This window comes from Pseudohalioglobus sediminis (assembly GCF_008370495.1).
Taxonomy (GTDB): Bacteria; Pseudomonadota; Gammaproteobacteria; order Pseudomonadales; family Halieaceae; genus Halioglobus.
The window spans coordinates 65432-80943 of record NZ_VTUX01000007.1 but is presented as its reverse complement, the minus strand read 5'-3'; the positions used below and the strand labels follow the sequence as shown (position 1 = coordinate 80943).

The following is a 15512-nucleotide window of genomic DNA, read 5'->3' as shown; positions in this document are numbered from 1 at the left end:
TAGGATCGTATGCATGCACGATCCACCTGCAGCATAACCCCTGCGCCCGGTGCTGCCAATGCCGTTCAGGTGCCGCAGAAGGTGCGCTGCACCACTTCCTGCGGAGTCGGCGGTGTCAGCAGGCGGTCGTCATCGGCGTCGAGCTCGAAGGGATCTGCCAGCCGGTCCACCAGGGTATGGAAGGGCGAGAAGTCAGCCTCGTCTTCCGCCGCGCGAATGGCTTCCTCGACCCGGTGATTGCGGGGAATGACAGCCGGGTTGGCGCGACGCATGCGCTGCTCCCGGGTCTCGGGTGCCAGGTAGTCGCGCTCCAGGCGCTGGCGCCAGCGCGACAGCCACGGGATAAAGCTGTCCGGCAGTTCGAACCACTTGCCAACATCCCGGGCAGGGCCGTTGGCGTGATCGTAGAGGCGGCGGAAAGTGAGCGTGAAATCGGTGTTGCCGTCACTCATCAATTGAAACAGTTCGTCCACCAGCGGTTTGTCGGCGTCGCCAATCTCGGCCAGCCCCAGCTTGGCGGCCAGGCCCTGCAGGTGCGCAGCCTCGAACAGCGCGGGGAACGCGTCCACCGCCTCCTGGGCCAGGGCAACGGCCCGGTCCTGGTCCGCAGCCAGCACTGGCAACAGCGACTGTGCCAGGACTGCCAGGTTCCAGTGGGCAATCGCTGGCTGGTTGCGGTAGGCATAGCGTCCGCCGTGGTCGATGGAGCTGAACACTTTGTTGGGATTGAAATCGTCGATGAATGCACAGGGACCGTAGTCCACGGTTTCACCACAAATAAGCATGTTGTCGGTGTTCATGACGCCGTGGATGAAGCCCAGCAGCTGCCAGCGGGAAATCAGCTTGGCTTGCGCCCCGATAACCGCCTGCAGCAGCGCCAGTGCAGGGTTGTCGCTGTCGGCCTGTTCGGGATAGTGCCGTTGCAGGCAGTGTGCGACCAGTGCTTGCAAGGCCTCCTGGTCACCCCTGGCGGCGAAGAACTGGAAGCTGCCGATGCGGATATGGCTGGCGGCGACCCGTGCCAGCACCGCGCCCGGGAGCGCCATGTCCCGCATCACGCGCTCGCCGGTGGTGACTGCCGCCAGCGCACGCGTTGTGGGTACGCCCAGCGCATGCATCGCCTCGCTGACAATGTATTCGCGCAACACCGGTCCCAGCGGTGAGCGACCGTCGCCGCCGCGGGAGTAGGGTGTTGGGCCCGAGCCCTTGAGCTGGATGTCAAAACGCCTGCCCTGTCGGTCTATCACTTCCCCCAGCAGCAGCGCGCGGCCATCCCCCAGCTGCGGGTTGTAGCTGCCGAACTGGTGCCCCGCGTACACCGCCGCCAGTGGCTCGGCGCCTGCGGGCACCTGGTTGCCGGCGATGCAGGCCACACCTTCCGGGGAGACCAGCCATTGCGCGTCGATGCCCAGTTGCTGCGCCAGCGGCCGGTTCACGCGCACCAGGCCCGGCCGGGTGACCGGAGTCGGCGCCAGTCGCGTATAAAACTGGTCCGGCAGGCGGGCGAAAGTGTTGTCGAACGGGATGGGCTGCATGCTGGCGTCTATCCTCGGGGATGTAGTTCTGCTATATACGTGAGTTGGTTAAGATTAGTCCAGTTGTGATGCAGTAAGCAGGAGGTAATACATGTCCAGAAAAACCTGGGACACCCTGATCCAGAACGCGCTGGTATTCGACGGTACCGGTGACAAGCCCCGGGAGATGGATATCGCTATTAAAGGCGGGCGCGTGGCCGCCAAGGGCATGTTCCTGCCCCGGTCCATGGCCGCGGAAGTAATAGACGGGAAAGGCAAATGGCTGATGCCGGGCCTGCTCGACATCCATACCCACCTGGACCTGGAAGTGGACCTGGAACCCGGCCTGCCGGAAGTGGTGCGCCACGGCACCACCACGGTGCTGGTGGGCAACTGCAGCCTGGGTACCTGCTTCGGTAGCCAGCTGGAAGGCGATCAGGACCCGATAGTGGACTGTTTCACCCGGGTCGAGAATATTCCCAAGTCGGTATTGCGCAAGTGTGTGCAGGCGGTGGACTGGCAAACCACCGGTGAGTACATGGATCACTTCAGCAACATTCCCCTGGGTCCCAATGTCGGCGTGTTCGTGCCGCATTCCATGCTGCGTGTGGAAGTGATGGGGCTTGAACAGAGTATCTCCCGCGAACCCACCGAGGCAGAATTGCAGCGCATGGAGGGCCTGCTGTCTGAGGCCATGGACCAGGGCTACCTGGGCATGAGTACCGATGGCCTGCCGTTTCACTACCTGTCCAACGACCCCCACACCGACAAGCGTATTCCCACCCAGTTCGCCAGCTTCGGCGAGTTGAAGCGTCTGTTGAAGGTGGTCCGGGGTCGCGACCGTGTATGGCAGACCACGCCGATCCTTGAACACCGCATCAAGGCATTCCTGTATTTCATGCTCACCAGCGGCCGCCTCTTTGGTAAGACGCTGAAGACGTCGGCGCTGTCGGCGGTGGAGTTTGTGCTGGCGCCCAAGGCGGTCAAGGGCTTCCTCGGCTTCGCCTCGCTGATGAACAGCAAGCTGTTCAAGGGCAATATCCACTTCCAGGCGCTCGGCACCAGCTTTCGTATCTGGTCAGATGGCATCGTCAGTCCTTTGTACGAAGAACTCGACTCCACCTGCCAGCTGATAGCCAAGGAATACGACGATCGCGAAGGGCGCCTGGCGCTGCTCAACGACCCGGCTTTCGTCGAGCAGTTCCGCAAAGACTGGCGTCACGGGCGCGATGACAAGGGCCTGGCCAGTATCCGCACCAAGATCGGGCTGCCCGATAACCTGGTGCCGAGGGACCTGTTCCGCATGCACTTTGACGGCGCGCCGGTGCCCGAGTGGGAAGGTGAGACCCTGCAGCAGGTATTTGATCGCCTGCTGCGCTTCCAGCGCGGCCAGGCCGATGAGGCCCGCTCCGAAGCCGAGCGCGAGGCCTTTGAAAAGTTCCCGCGGCCCACCAGCGATGATGCCGATTTCATGCTGCACATGATGCGCGAATACGACAAGGGCTTCCGTTACTGGGTTGACGTGGCCAACGTGGGCAACCGCGCTACGCTGGACCTGCTGTTGCACAAGAGCACCATGCCCGGGTTCAACGACTCGGGTGCGCATATCACCAACATGGCGTTCTTCGACGCCAACCTGATGTCGCTGAAGCTGGCCCAGAAGCAGTCGCTGGACACCGTCGCCAGGATGGTAAAGCGGCTCACGCGCGAACCGGCAGAATTCTTCGGGCTTGATGTGGGCACGCTGGAGTTGGGCGATCAAGCCGACATCGTGATGATTGACCCCGAGGCATTGCGCAACTGGGACGACGCCAGCAACCGCAAGCTGATCTACCGCGAACTGTTTGAACATGAGCAGATGGTCAGCCGCTCGGACGGTGTGGTCACGCACACCTTCATCAACGGCGAGCTGGCATGGCAGGACGGCGAATTTGGTGAGGTCCTCGGCAAGCGCACCCTGGGACGGGCGTTGCGGGCAGCCTAGCGCTTTACCCGGCGCGCGCCCCCGCGGCGCGCGGTCATTGCCCGGCCGGGTCCACCGCTTGCTGCGGAAATCCCTTGAGCGAGAACAACGTTCAGCCATTTAGGGCTGGCGTGGCGGCCGCCAGCGGCTACTCTATGACAGCAGAAAAATAAGCGAGTCATAATGAAACCAGTTGAATTGAGTATCGCCATCACCGGTGCCGGGGGCGCCGGTGTCATATCCGTGGGTGAACTGCTGCTGCAGGCATGGGCCAGGGAGGGCGGGCGCGGCCTGCTGCGCAAGGCCTTCGGCCCGCAGATTCGCGGTGGCGAATCCGCCGCCCTGTTGAAGCTCACTGAATCCGAACGCTACACCCCTGCCAGCGCCTACCAGGTATTACTGGCCTTTGACTGGAACAACTACGACCGCTTTGGCGATGAAATTCGCCTCGCGCCCGGCTGCACGGTGATCTGCGAGGAGCAGGGCGATGTGCCCGAGAGCGTGCTGGCCGCGCAGCCGAAGCTGGTGCGACTGCCGATGAAATCCATGGCTGAGCAGGCCCACGCCGAGGGCAGGGTGAATATGTTCGCAGTGGGCCTCATCGGGCAGTTGCTCGGTCTGGATGCCGGCACGCTCGGTGGCCTTGCCAGGCAAAAACTGGCGGGCAAGCCGGCGGCCTACCAGGCGGCGGCAGAGGCCTGTATCACTGCCGGTTGCGAGCAGGCGATACCGGCAGAACTGGCGGTGCCGGCGCTGGGCACTGCGGGATGCTGGTATATCAGCGGCAACCAGGCCGCCGGGCTGGGAGCACTGGAGGCAGGCGTGCGCTTTGTAGCCGCCTATCCGATCACGCCGGCCTCCGATGTGCTGGAGTGGATGGCCGGCGGGCTGGAGCAACTGGGCGGCAACCTGGTGCAGGCGGAGGACGAACTGGCGGCCATCAACATGACCATCGGTGCCGCCTTTGGCGGCGTGCCGGCGTTCACTGCCACCTCCGGGCCGGGGCTGGCCCTGATGACGGAGAGCATCGGCCTGGCGGTCGCCAGTGAAACGCCGGTCACCATACTCAATGTGATGCGCGGTGGGCCCTCCACGGGCATTCCCACCAAGTCAGAGCAGAGTGATCTGAATATAGCCCTGTATGGCCTGCACGGTGATGCACCACACCTGGTGCTGGCGCCGCTGGATATTGCCGATTGCGTCTACACCAGTGCGTGGGCGGTATACCTTGCCCAGCAGCTGCAAACGGCCGCTATCGTGCTGTCAGACCAGTTTATCGGCCAGTCCACCGCGGTGATCACCGAGCCGGTGCGCTGTGCGCCACTGGCGCCGGTGAGCGCACCCGACGACAACGACTACCTGCGCTATCGTCTCACCGAGAATGGCATCTCCACGCTGGCGACGCCGGGTGATGCCGATCGGCGTTTCACGGCCGATGGCCTGGAGCACAACGAGGCCGGTACACCGTCGGCGCGGGATGACGACCACCAGCAGCAACTGGCCAAACGCGAACGCAAGCTTACGGATTACGAGTACGGTGACGCCTGGGCGCGCATCGAGGGCGAGGGCGACCTGGCCCTGGTCTGCTTCGGATCCGCCTCCGCGGCGGTGGGCGAAGCCGCCGACCTGCTGGCGGAACGTGGTGTGGGCAGTCGCGTTATCTCACTGCGACTGCTGGCGCCACTACCGGTGGACAAGCTGCAGGCGGCCATCGCCGGTTGCAGCCGCGTCTGCGTGGTGGAACAGAACCACGGCGCCCAGTTGTATCACTACCTGCGCGGGCAGATGGATTTTGCGATGCCGGTACAGCGTTACTCCCGCGCCGGCCCGGTGCCGCTCAGCGGCGCGGCCATCGCGCAATATATCGAGGAGGTGACAGCAGCATGAACGAACCCCTGCAGCTAAAACCCAGGGACTACAAGTCCGCCGTTAAACCGATCTGGTGCCCGGGCTGTGGCCATTTCTCGGTGCTCAATGCGCTGACCAAGGCCTTCGCCGCACTGGGGATCGACAAGGATGACACGGTACTGGTGTCCGGTATTGGTTGCTCCTCGAGATTGCCTGCCTACGTCGACAGCTACGGCTTTCACAGCGTGCATGGGCGCGGCCTTGCCATTGCCCAGGGGCTGAAAGTGGCGCGACCGGACCTGACTGTGATCGCACTCGGGGGTGATGGCGACGGTTTCTCCATCGGCGGCAACCATTTCATCCACGCCTGTCGCCGCAATGTGAACATGACCTATATCGCCATGGACAATGAGGTATACGGCATGACCAAGGGACAGGCGTCGCCGACTACCGCCTCCGACTGGGACCACAGCAAGCTGACGCCGCACGGCCCGGGTGTGCGCCCGTTCAAGCCGGCCGCGCTGGCGCTGGCATCCGGCGCGCCCTGGATCGCACGCGGCTATTCGGGCAATCCGAACCAGACAGCGAGGCTGATCGCCGAGGCGGTAGAGCACCCGGGATTCAGTTTCGTGCACGTGCTCTCACAGTGCATCACCTTCTGCCCGGAGCAGACAGACTGGAAATCCATCGTGCATGAACGCGAGGAAGCGCCGGTAGCTGATGCAGACGAGGCGGCAAGGCTGTTCCTGCATGAGGACGGCTTCCAGACCGGCGTGTTATACAATGCCCAACGCGAGACCTGGCCGCCCGCCGCGCCGGATGTAAAATCCAACGACCTGACCCTGGGATTCAAGATATGAGCACACAATCACTGGCCGAATTCCTGGCGCACTCCGTCGAGCTGGAGTCCGAGGCGCGGGAGCGCTACCTGGAGCTGGCCGAGTCAATGACGGCACATCACAACAGTGAGGTGGCGGCGTTCTTTGCGCGCATGGCCGAAGAATCACGGCTGCACCTGGCCGAGGTTGCCGAGATCGCTGCGGAGCATCAGTTGCCGGAGCTCAAGGCCTGGGAATTCCAGTGGCCGGACGAGGAATCGCCGGAGGCGGCCAGTTACGAGGCGGTGCATTACCGCATGAGTCTGCGTGATGCCATGTTGCTGGCCCTGGATAACGAGCGGGCCGCGCAGAAGTTTTACGCCTCGTTTGCGCAAACCAGCGAGGATGCGCAAACGCGCCAGTTTGCCGCGCAATTTGCGGCCGAAGAGGCTTCCCACGCCGCCCAGCTGGTCAAGAAGATCGGCGCCCTGCCGGAAGAGAGCGGGCACCATCTCGAGGAAGATGACGAGCCGCACATGCCCGAGTAAAGCGGGAATCCGCCAGCGGGAAGAGAGGGCGGCGGAGGGTCGCAAACGCCTTTCCGCCAGCCCCGTTGGCGAAAAAGTCCAGATTTATTGCGAACCCGGTCACACCTGTGGCCTGTCCGGTTACCCGCATACCACCACACCACCTATGCTGTTCAGCACATGGCGTTAACCCTAATAACGAAGTGGTAGCTCTGTGCCCCCAGGGGCGAGGGACTGAATATGCGAAATACGACACACACTCATCGTGCCAATGCGGGAGTCGGCAGTGGCGCACTGAACACCTCTATCGGCAGCGTGCTTGCCGCGGGCATTGACCCGGTCACAATGGCCCACCTGGATGTGAGCCTGTTCCGGAGCCTGCGCAAGATTGGCCATTCACGGGAGCGCATCTGCTCTGCCCTGTGTTTGAGCTACGCCGAATACGACAGCATCCTCACTTGGCTTGAATCCGAGGCAGGGCAACAGGACGAGGGTTAAGGCCTCCCCTGTACGCAAACACGGCGGCGCAGGCCACGGCGCTTATTCGATGAGTTTGTATAGCCCATTGAATACGAGTTCCTGGTAGCTGACGATGCCGATCACCACGCCCTTTTCCACCACCGGTGCGCTGGACAGCCCAAAGCTGTCGAACAGGCGCGCCACATAGCGCACGTCCATGTCCGCTTCCACCGGGATTACCGGCTTGGACATGATCTCATAGAGATTCACCCGCTCTGGCGCGCGATCGCGGGCCAGCACTTTCTTGGCGATATCTGACAGCAACACGATACCGAAAGCGTCGTGCTCGTCCCGCTTCCTGACAATCACAACCTCGGACTGCCCGCTTTGCATCGCCTGCAGCGCCTGACTCACGGTTGCCAGTCCGTCCAGTTCCAGGTGGCTTGCGCACATCACGTCCCGGGCTTTTATCAGCGTCTTTGGCATTACAATAACTCCTCGACATCCTGCGAAATTTCCTGCGCCTGGTGCATGATCCCGACGGCATCCTCCACGTCGACCTGGAACGCAATGCCGGTGCCGGGTTTGGTGTCGAGTTCGCCGGCTTCGTTAATACGTTCCAGTATGTGACGCGACAGATGCTGCTCCACCAGGAACAGGATCACGTCTCGCTGTGTTTCCAGTGACAGGCCCAGGAATGTCTTGCTCACATTGAGGCCATCGCCACGGGCATTGGTAATTACCGTGGCGCCCGTGGCGCCGGCCTCACGGGCGGCGTCCATCACGTCCTCGGTTTTGTCGTCCTCGACAAATACGATAATCATCTTGAAGTGCATGGGTTTCTCCTCAGGCGCTGTTACGCGCTTTCGTTCTGCGTCTCCGGGCGAGCGCCGAGCGCAGTTCCGAAAGCTGCGCGTAGGCCATTACCGAGAGGATGGGAAACAGGCTGGCAAAGGCGATCAGGCCAAAGCCGTCGATAAGTGGGTTGCGTCCCGGTACGGTCTCCGACAGCCCCAGGCCAAGGGCTGCCACCAGCGGCACGGTGACGGTGGAAGTGGTCACGCCGCCAGAGTCATAGGCCAGGGGAATGATCATTTTTGGCGCCACCGCGGTCTGCAATACCACGAAAACGTAGCCGGTGATGATGTACCAGTGAATCGGGTCGCCGACGACGATGCGATAACAACCCAGGGAAATACCCACAGCCACACCGAGTGCCACGGCGATGCGCAGGCCCCAGATGCCAATCGCGCCGGCAGATACCTGGTTGGCCTTGATGGCCACGGCGATCAGTGAGGGCTCGGCAATCGTTGTGCTGAAGCCGATCATGAAAGCGAAAATGTAGACCCAGTAGTAATCCTGCCAGCGGATATCCGCCGCGGTCTGGCCTGCTTCCAGGCCTGCGAGGATAAACGTCGGGTCGGTGAGCTGCCCCGCCATCAGGCGCCCCAGCGGGAACAGGCACCACTCCAGCCCGAGCAGGAACAGTGACAGGCCGATCAGCACCCAGAGAAAACCGAACAGTATCTGCGGCAGGTTGGCCGGCTTCTGGCGCAGCACCACAAACTGGAAGCCGAAGATGATCGCCGCGATGGGCAGCACATCGGTGATCGTGGCAAGCAGGGTGTTCCATACCTCGGAGAGTATGTCCATCAGATCAGCATCCCGTAGGCCATGACGAAGATCATCGGGGTAAGGGAGGCGAAAGCAATGAGGCCGAAGCCATCGATCATCGGGTTGCGGCCGCGGATAGAGCTGGCCAGTCCCACGCCCAGGGCTGTGACCAGCGGTACGGTGATGGTGGACGTGGTGACACCGCCGGAGTCATAGGCGATGCCGATGATTTCCCGCGGTGCGAACATGGTCATGATGACCACCAGGATGTAGCCGCCGATAATCAGCCATTGCACCGGCCAGCCACGCAGTATGCGGATAACGCCGATGACGATAGCCAGGCCCACCGATAGCGCCACCGTGTAACGCAGTCCGCTGGCGTAGTTCTCGCGCGCGTCACTGCTGTCTTCGATCATGCCGCCCTCGGCGGCCACCGTCGCCGCTTCCGCCGCCACGGCGATCAAAGCCGGTTCTGCAACGGTGGTGCCAAAGCCCAGGGCAAAGGCAAAGGCAATCAACCAGAACAGGCTGCCCTTGCGGGCCAGCGCTGTGGCCATGGATTCGCCGATGGGAAACAGGCCCTGTTCCAGGCCAAAAATGAAGAAGGTGAGGCCCAGTACGACAAACACCACACCCAGTAGTATCTGTATGACATTGGGCAGGGGTTGCCCGAGTACGGCAAACTGGAAAAACAGGATGACGAGAATGATCGGCAACAGGTCGCGCAGGCTGCCGAGCATTGCGGTGAACAGTTTTTTCAGGGTCTTGGACACGCCAATCCTTCTCTGGATGCGCGCCTAGTGTGCAGCATCCGCAAGGACCGGACATTGATTTAGATGAATGTTTTGACGCGCAACGGGCCGGCAACGTGGCCGGCCTGTCGCCGCTGAACCACGTTTAAAAACGATACAGCAACTGCAGCGTGGGTCCCCGGAATGTGGCATCCAGTTGCGTTTCACGATCCCGGGACTTTTCCTGGGTCAGGTCGATATCGACCCACTGGTAGCCCAGGGAGGCGGCCCAGTGCTCATTGAACCAGTAGCCGGCGCGGGCGTGGAGGTAGGCGAAGTCGCCGTCGAAATCTTCATAGCTGGCGCTGAGCCAGCCCGCGGCAATATAGGCGCCCCAGTGGTCACTGATCTGGTACAGGGCCTGCGCTCGCAGGTTGGGCAGGGGCGCCAACAGCTCGCTGGTGCCGGTGGTGCGCTCCCGCTCGATATCGCCGATAAACGCGCGCCCGGTAATGCTCGTCTCCAGGTCGAAGGCGTGCAGCCCGCCGCCGAGCATGATTTCCAGCTGCTCGCTCTGGTAGACCTCGTAGACCACGTCGACAATGTAGGTGTCGATACTGAGCTCGGTGTCCACCGAGGCGCCGGCCTTGAACACCACGCCGTCGAAGTTGAAATCGCGCTCCACGCCGCGACGACCGTCTTCATCGAAGGTGTAGGCCATGGCCGACAACATCCACTTGGGTGCAAACCGCCAGCGGTATTCCAGCGACCAGCTGGTGTAATCGTCTCCCATGCCCAGGTCGTCGAGGTCAACTTCCACCTCCGGCAGGTTGGCGACGCTGGCGCGGATGGCAGCGTCGGCCTCCTGATGGGCAGCGCCAATGCCGATAACGTGCTTGGCGGTGAAGAAGCGTGACGCCACATCGTCTTCGGCCAGGGCGGCGACGGAAACCAGGCCAAACAGGCCTGCGAGCAAGGTGACGCTGGAACGCATCGACATAACCTTCTTGTGCTTGAATATGAGTTGCGCATGCTAACTCAGTATACGGGCCTTTTCACGTGCAAAAGCTCCGTCATCTGGTAAATGTCCGCGATGATCGTCAACCAGGATCACTTCATTAATAAGGTTTTCCATGGTGGCAGCACTTACGCACTCAACATGGATACCTTGGATACGCCTTATGTGATCGTCTAGATGCGCGCGCTGGTAGACGCGGATGATCCTGAGGACGTGAAGGTAATCAATGCCATCCAGGACCAGATGACGATCGAGGCCGCCTCGTCCAGGAGCTGGTCGAACGGCTCAATGCGCTCTTGCCATTCCGGGCGCTACCGACGCAGTTCAGTCCGCCGGCACGATGGCCGGGAAGGTCCAGCTGCCGTCGAGGATCTCCTCGCGCGGCTGGTAGAGGCGGATCGTGTAGCTCCATTCGGCCGTGATCGGGATGCAGTTGATCCGCCCGTCCTCGCAGGCACCGAAATGGATCGTGAACGAGCCATCGTCGTTCGGCGTGGCCGAGGTGTTGTTGTAGCTGTTGCGGTTGAGTTCGTTGGGTGCGAGGAAGCCGTCGGCATCGTAGACCGTTATCGACCAGAAGGCGTCCACCGGCACGTCACGGACCTTGACCACGTGGGGCGTTTCGCCGTCGTTCAGATCGACGCTGTCGACGATGCCTTCCGCCATCCTGGCCGGTTGCCCGGCCCAGCCAGCCATGCCGATCAGGTGGCCAAGCGGGTCTATCTCGCCGCGTCGGCCAAAGGACGTGCTGGATTCAAGGCCGACGGCCGCGGCGAGGTCGTTGACCGCCTTGCGCGCCGCGGCGAGGGTCTCGAGATCCCAGTCCGGAGCCTCGAAGGGGCCCTTGCCACCGCCCTCGACGACGATGCCGTCCTGCACCGCGTGTGCTCGCGCGGCATCGTCGGGATCACCCGCGTCGACGAAGGTGCGGAACAGCAGCATCGCGAAGCGCGTGCCGACCTCGTCCTCGGTCAGCTCATAGCTGCCGGGCGATGCATAGGCGAAATTGTAGTGGTCCTGGCTTATCACCAGCACTGACTGAAATCGCTTGTCCCCTTGCGGCAGCGTCACGGTCACCGGCTTCGACAGGTCGGCGATTGCGGCGGAGTACAGGGTGTCCTGGTTGGGCCGGATCACCGTCTGCGGTGCGTTGGCGGAGGCGACCTCGCGCTCGTGGAAGAGCTCGCCGATGCCGATGTTGTTTTGCTTCATGCTCAAACGGAACATGGTGTCGGATTCGGCGCGCATCAGGTTCTGGATGGTGATGTCCTCGGCGAACGCGAGGCCCGGGAGCAACAGTGCTGTCAAAAGTAGCTTTTTCATGAGCTTTTCCTCGTGGTGATTCTCGTTGGCGTATGCATTACTCGACTCGTTCCAGCTGCGGCAGCTTCCAGGTCCCGTCCAGGGCTTCTTCTTTCGGCCAGTAGAGACGCATGACGGTGGAGAACGGCCCCTTCGGAGCCGGCAGCCAGTTGGGTTCCAGGTCGTCACCCGGCGAGTCGTGCTGCAGGTAGAGCGTAATCCCGCCGTCATCGTCTCGCACGAAATCATCGAGCATCGGTGAGTTAAGCAGGTAACGGTTGATGGGGTTTTCCACCAGCAGGCTCTCCGGCAATTCGTACATGGTCAGAGACCAGAACGAATGGACGGGCGGCAACTCGCCCGGGGCAAAGCGCAGGGTATAGCGGTGAACGCCGTCCAGTTTCTGCCCTTTGGTGTCCACGTAGTAGGACGGATAGATCGCCTCCGCCTCGCTGTTGCCCCAGATGCCCAGAACGGCGCCGGTCATGCGGTAGAGATAGTTGTTCTGCAGATGCTGCCTGGTGCCGAATACGTCTCCGGAACCGACCTCGCCCGCATCGGCCCGCGCCTTCGCCGCCGCGAAGTCGCCCCAGGCATCGGCCATGCCCTGCCCGATGGCCTCCTGGACATCGGGCGAGAATGCGTCCCAATCGAAGGTCTTACCGGCACCGATCCCGAGTCGGCCAAAACGCGCCATCAGTTCCTCCTCGGAGGGGTGAATGGGGGCGAACTGGAGCACGAAATTCAACTGTTTGAATACCTCGGGCGACCGGATGATCTGCTCGCGCGTCAACGGCGCGATGAAGTCGATGGCGGGTGCGGCTTCGGGCGCTGGCCGGTCGAGAAACGCGGATAATGGCTGCACCTCGTAAGCGGCCTGAATGGCTTTCACCTTCTCCATGTCGGCCGGATTGAACAGTTGCGTCCGGTAGATGGCGATCACCAGCTCCGTTTCCGCCCGAATCACTTTGCTGATGCCCTGCGGTACTTCACCCTGCCATCCAGGCCCCGCGATCAGGAAATGTCCGCCATCGTTGCCGGTAGCCCGGCTGCCGATGTAGGCAAAGTTGTGGGTGTAGAGATCGATGAGCTGGATGCTGAAATAGCGTCGCTTTTCAATCGGCGGCACCGTCAACACAAAGGGTTCCGCGCGCAGGTCCAGGGCCAGCCAGCTATACGGGGTGTCCGAATTTGGCGTCTGCACGGCCCGGTCCTCGTGCGTGTAGACCCGCGCCAGGTTAACGAGCTGGTTGATCGGCGTCTTGTATTCCGGATCCGTCTCGTCCACGAAGGAGCCATAGAAGACGCGGTAGTTGTCCACCATCGGATTGGCGTAGAGGTAGGCCTCTTTGGCGATGGCGCGGGCATCCCCCGGCGTGAGGGCGACCGCTTCGGCTGCGGTCGTATTCTGGCATCCGCCGATGGCGATCGCCGCTGTTATGCAGATGATGATCTTAAGTGCGTTGAAATGCTTCATTGGGCGTGCTCCTTCTAGATCGGTTCGATAAGCCTGGTTGGAAAACAAACTGGACTGCACCAAGGAATCAGCGCTTTACCTCGGTAACACGATGTTCGCCTGCAGGCGGAAACGGAAACCCTCGGGCCCGCTGTCGGGGGACTCGAGCCAGTAGCCGACACCGCCCTGCAGGCTGACCGGCAGCCTACCGAACATGACGAGCCTGGAGAGTGCGACATTGACCGGCACCGACCATTGCTCGCTTTCCCAGTTGTAGCTGGTCTCGGTCTGCAGCGATGCGGTCCAGGCGCTCGGCCAGGTGTAGGCCGCGAAGGGCTGGACGAAGGTGTTGTTGATGTCCGGGCGATCGTCGTCGCCGGCGAACGACCAGATATGATTGGCCAGCATGCCGACCGTCCACGGGCCTCTCAGCACCAGCCCAACCGCGGCCGGGCCAGCGCCCCATTTCTTGGCGCCCAGCTTGGAGTCGGTTGCCGTAGGCAGCAGGACGACAGGGCCCGCGCCCCAGGTGATGCCGCTGGCCGTGGGCTGTTTCGGTGAGAAGAACAGGCTCATGTTGATATCACCCAGCCCGAACTGCGAGCCTTTGCCGGCGAAGACGTCGTCCTGGTGGATCACCGGCACGATGGTGCGGGTGATCAGGCCCCAGTCCTCGTTGATGTCGAAGGGAATCACCGGTTGCACGTTGGTGGTGATCTTGGTGCCATCGGCCGGACCGATGTCCCGGTCTATGTTCATCTGGATCGGCACCGTGATCAGGTCGGCGATGGGATTGGTCAGTTCCTGTGCGAGGTCGGCGCTGCTGTCATTGGCGCTTGAGACAAGCGGCAGAGCCAGCAGCGTGAATACCAGAAAAGGCTTGTACATCAATAGTCTCCTGAACATTTAGAGTGCCTTACCATGCGTCTTTTTGCTCTGCCGGCATGCGGATAGCCAGCCCGTGTCAACGATTGCTGAGCCACCAGGGTGAGCGGAGACTGGGATTCAGCCAGGACGACCATGTCAATCCGAACTGCCAGCCTTGCGGCCTGACATCAATGAATCAATGGTTTTGCGCCGCAAGTATGGTACAAAGCTATAGTGCTTTCCGGTCAATTCGTGCCAGATGACGGCTTTGACCAGCCCTAATGTGTGACTACTTTGGGAAGTGTTGATTTGGCTCAAAAAACAGACAGGGGCTTCGCCCGAAAGCGTGTGCTATCGCCACCGATACCCTTGATGCGCGCAGGGTCGCTACAACCCATTCTGGGTTTTCTCGATCATGCCGGGGTGCAGACGGGGCGATGGCTGGATCGCGCGCGAGTGCCCCAGCGTGAGTTGGCAAAGCCCGCAGGGCTTATCAGTCTGCCGTCCACTTATCGCTTCCTGGAACTGGTCGCACGACATGAGGATATGTCCGATCTCGGTCCCCAGGCAGCGGCCCGTGTAACATCGTTCAGCCTGGGTGGCTACGGCCAGACCCTGCAGCTCGCCGCCACGGTGCGCGAGTACCTGGTCACCGGTGCCAGTCGCGTCACCACCATGGAGAACCAGGGCCTCAGTATCTGGCTGGCCTCAGAAGGCACGTCGATACGGGTCAACCAGGTGCTGGCTGAATGCGCGGGGATTGGTGGGGCGGTGGCCGATAGCTACGTGCTGATGGTGACCATTGGCACGTTGCAGAAAATGCTCGGCGCGGACTGGTGGCCAGATGAAATCGGCCTGCGCCGGGGCACGGACGCATTGTTAGGTAGCCGCGCTGCACAGTTTCCGGGCCGGGTGCGCTACGGTCTGCCCCATTCCTATTTTACGCTGCCGCGAGAAACCCTTTGCTTACCCAATGCCGCATCCATCACGCGGCCAGGGCAAGCTGCCGGCACAGTTGGCGCTCCGCCGCCGCTGTTTCCGACGAGCTTTGCCGGCTCGGCGGAGCGTCTGCTTGAGGCATTGCTTGGGGAAGGTATCACCAGCATCGATATTGCCGCTGAAGCGGCGGGCATGAGCCGACGCCAGTTCCAGCGGCGACTGGCTGAGTCGGGGACGAGTTTCTCGAGCCTCCTGACCGCGCTGCGGATGCGGCACGCGCGAGATTGGCTGGCTAACTCGGAAATATCTGTGGCGGAACTCGCGGCGGAGTTGGCCTACACCGACGATTCCAATTTTGCCCGCGCCTTTCGCAGGGAGACGGGGCTCGCGCCGGCCGCTTACCGCAAGTCGCTCAAGGCCTTGCACTGAAGGCATGGCCTCGGGCAGTTCGCAAAG

15 protein-coding genes are annotated in these 15512 nt (G+C 62.0%); 6 read left to right on the top strand and 9 right to left on the bottom strand.

Going from position 1 to position 15512, the window contains the following annotated elements:
• Positions 1 to 65: 65 nt before the first annotated feature.
• Positions 66 to 1535, bottom strand: a complete 1470-nt coding sequence (locus F0M18_RS14120) for a protein adenylyltransferase SelO (RefSeq protein WP_149612103.1) — start codon at positions 1533 to 1535, stop codon at positions 66 to 68.
• Positions 1536 to 1626: 91 nt separating this feature from the next.
• On the opposite strand from F0M18_RS14120, the gene F0M18_RS14115 reads away from it, so the two are divergent.
• From F0M18_RS14115 to F0M18_RS14095, 5 genes are all read left to right on the top strand, one after another.
• Positions 1627 to 3498 (top strand): N-acyl-D-amino-acid deacylase family protein, encoded by a 1872-nt coding sequence (locus F0M18_RS14115; RefSeq protein ID WP_149612102.1) that lies wholly within the window; start codon positions 1627 to 1629, stop codon positions 3496 to 3498.
• A gap of 162 nt (positions 3499 to 3660) precedes the next feature.
• A complete protein-coding gene (locus tag F0M18_RS14110; protein ID WP_149612101.1) occupies positions 3661 to 5364 on the top strand; it encodes a 2-oxoacid:acceptor oxidoreductase subunit alpha in 1704 nt (567 codons plus the stop codon).
• Entirely contained in the window at positions 5361 to 6185 is an 825-nt protein-coding gene (locus tag F0M18_RS14105) for a 2-oxoacid:ferredoxin oxidoreductase subunit beta (RefSeq protein WP_149612100.1), read from the top strand. The genes F0M18_RS14110 and F0M18_RS14105 overlap by 4 nt, the downstream gene beginning before the upstream one ends.
• A complete protein-coding gene (locus F0M18_RS14100; protein ID WP_149612099.1) occupies positions 6182 to 6691 on the top strand; it encodes a ferritin-like domain-containing protein in 510 nt (169 codons plus the stop codon). Before F0M18_RS14105 ends, F0M18_RS14100 begins: the two co-directional genes overlap by 4 nt.
• 219 nt (positions 6692 to 6910) lie before the next feature.
• Entirely contained in the window at positions 6911 to 7168 is a 258-nt protein-coding gene (locus F0M18_RS14095; protein ID WP_149612098.1) for a hypothetical protein, read from the top strand.
• 42 nt (positions 7169 to 7210) lie between these two features.
• On the opposite strand, the gene F0M18_RS14090 is transcribed toward F0M18_RS14095, so the two are convergent.
• From F0M18_RS14090 to F0M18_RS14055, 8 genes are all read right to left on the bottom strand, one after another.
• Positions 7211 to 7615 carry a CBS domain-containing protein gene (locus F0M18_RS14090; RefSeq protein WP_149612097.1) on the bottom strand — a complete coding sequence of 135 codons (405 nt, stop codon included), beginning with the start codon at positions 7613 to 7615 and terminating at the stop codon, positions 7211 to 7213.
• Positions 7615 to 7965 (bottom strand): P-II family nitrogen regulator, encoded by a 351-nt coding sequence (locus F0M18_RS14085; RefSeq protein WP_149612096.1) that lies wholly within the window; start codon positions 7963 to 7965, stop codon positions 7615 to 7617. The genes F0M18_RS14090 and F0M18_RS14085 overlap by 1 nt, the downstream gene beginning before the upstream one ends.
• Before the next feature lie 10 nt (positions 7966 to 7975).
• Positions 7976 to 8782: a DUF1538 domain-containing protein gene (locus F0M18_RS14080; RefSeq protein WP_149612095.1), complete on the bottom strand. Its 807-nt coding sequence runs from the start codon at positions 8780 to 8782 to the stop codon at positions 7976 to 7978.
• On the bottom strand, positions 8782 to 9516 hold the full coding sequence (locus F0M18_RS14075; RefSeq protein ID WP_262500958.1) for a DUF1538 domain-containing protein: 735 nt from the start codon (positions 9514 to 9516) through the stop codon (positions 8782 to 8784). The genes F0M18_RS14080 and F0M18_RS14075 overlap by 1 nt, the downstream gene beginning before the upstream one ends.
• Before the next feature lie 124 nt (positions 9517 to 9640).
• Positions 9641 to 10468: a hypothetical protein gene (locus F0M18_RS14070; RefSeq protein WP_149612094.1), complete on the bottom strand. Its 828-nt coding sequence runs from the start codon at positions 10466 to 10468 to the stop codon at positions 9641 to 9643.
• 348 nt (positions 10469 to 10816) lie between these two features.
• Positions 10817 to 11815 (bottom strand): DUF1214 domain-containing protein, encoded by a 999-nt coding sequence (locus F0M18_RS14065; protein ID WP_149612093.1) that lies wholly within the window; start codon positions 11813 to 11815, stop codon positions 10817 to 10819.
• Positions 11816 to 11852: 37 nt separating this feature from the next.
• On the bottom strand, positions 11853 to 13271 hold the full coding sequence (locus tag F0M18_RS14060; RefSeq protein ID WP_149612092.1) for a DUF1254 domain-containing protein: 1419 nt from the start codon (positions 13269 to 13271) through the stop codon (positions 11853 to 11855).
• 75 nt (positions 13272 to 13346) lie between these two features.
• Complete coding sequence (locus F0M18_RS14055; RefSeq protein WP_149612091.1) at positions 13347 to 14138, bottom strand: transporter; 792 nt, start codon at positions 14136 to 14138, stop codon at positions 13347 to 13349.
• A gap of 351 nt (positions 14139 to 14489) precedes the next feature.
• Here F0M18_RS14055 and F0M18_RS14050 point away from each other — a divergent pair, with 351 nt between their 5' ends.
• Positions 14490 to 15485 (top strand): AraC family transcriptional regulator, encoded by a 996-nt coding sequence (locus tag F0M18_RS14050; protein WP_149612090.1) that lies wholly within the window; start codon positions 14490 to 14492, stop codon positions 15483 to 15485.
• Positions 15486 to 15512 lie beyond the last annotated feature (27 nt).

Excerpts from the sequence above, each read along its gene's own strand:
- F0M18_RS14120 (WP_149612103.1), bottom strand. The coding sequence starts at position 1,535 with ATGCAGCCCATCCCGTTCGACAACACTTTCGCCCGCCTGCCGGACCAG.
- F0M18_RS14115 (WP_149612102.1), top strand. The coding sequence starts at position 1,627 with ATGTCCAGAAAAACCTGGGACACCCTGATCCAGAACGCGCTGGTATTC.
- F0M18_RS14110 (WP_149612101.1), top strand. The coding sequence starts at position 3,661 with ATGAAACCAGTTGAATTGAGTATCGCCATCACCGGTGCCGGGGGCGCC.
- F0M18_RS14105 (WP_149612100.1), top strand. The coding sequence starts at position 5,361 with ATGAACGAACCCCTGCAGCTAAAACCCAGGGACTACAAGTCCGCCGTT.
- F0M18_RS14100 (WP_149612099.1), top strand. The coding sequence starts at position 6,182 with ATGAGCACACAATCACTGGCCGAATTCCTGGCGCACTCCGTCGAGCTG.
- F0M18_RS14095 (WP_149612098.1), top strand. The coding sequence starts at position 6,911 with ATGCGAAATACGACACACACTCATCGTGCCAATGCGGGAGTCGGCAGT.
- F0M18_RS14090 (WP_149612097.1), bottom strand. The coding sequence starts at position 7,615 with ATGCCAAAGACGCTGATAAAAGCCCGGGACGTGATGTGCGCAAGCCAC.
- F0M18_RS14085 (WP_149612096.1), bottom strand. The coding sequence starts at position 7,965 with ATGCACTTCAAGATGATTATCGTATTTGTCGAGGACGACAAAACCGAG.
- F0M18_RS14080 (WP_149612095.1), bottom strand. The coding sequence starts at position 8,782 with ATGGACATACTCTCCGAGGTATGGAACACCCTGCTTGCCACGATCACC.
- F0M18_RS14070 (WP_149612094.1), bottom strand. The coding sequence starts at position 10,468 with ATGCGTTCCAGCGTCACCTTGCTCGCAGGCCTGTTTGGCCTGGTTTCC.
- F0M18_RS14065 (WP_149612093.1), bottom strand. The coding sequence starts at position 11,815 with ATGAAAAAGCTACTTTTGACAGCACTGTTGCTCCCGGGCCTCGCGTTC.
- F0M18_RS14060 (WP_149612092.1), bottom strand. The coding sequence starts at position 13,271 with ATGAAGCATTTCAACGCACTTAAGATCATCATCTGCATAACAGCGGCG.
- F0M18_RS14055 (WP_149612091.1), bottom strand. The coding sequence starts at position 14,138 with ATGTACAAGCCTTTTCTGGTATTCACGCTGCTGGCTCTGCCGCTTGTC.
- F0M18_RS14050 (WP_149612090.1), top strand. The coding sequence starts at position 14,490 with ATGCGCGCAGGGTCGCTACAACCCATTCTGGGTTTTCTCGATCATGCC.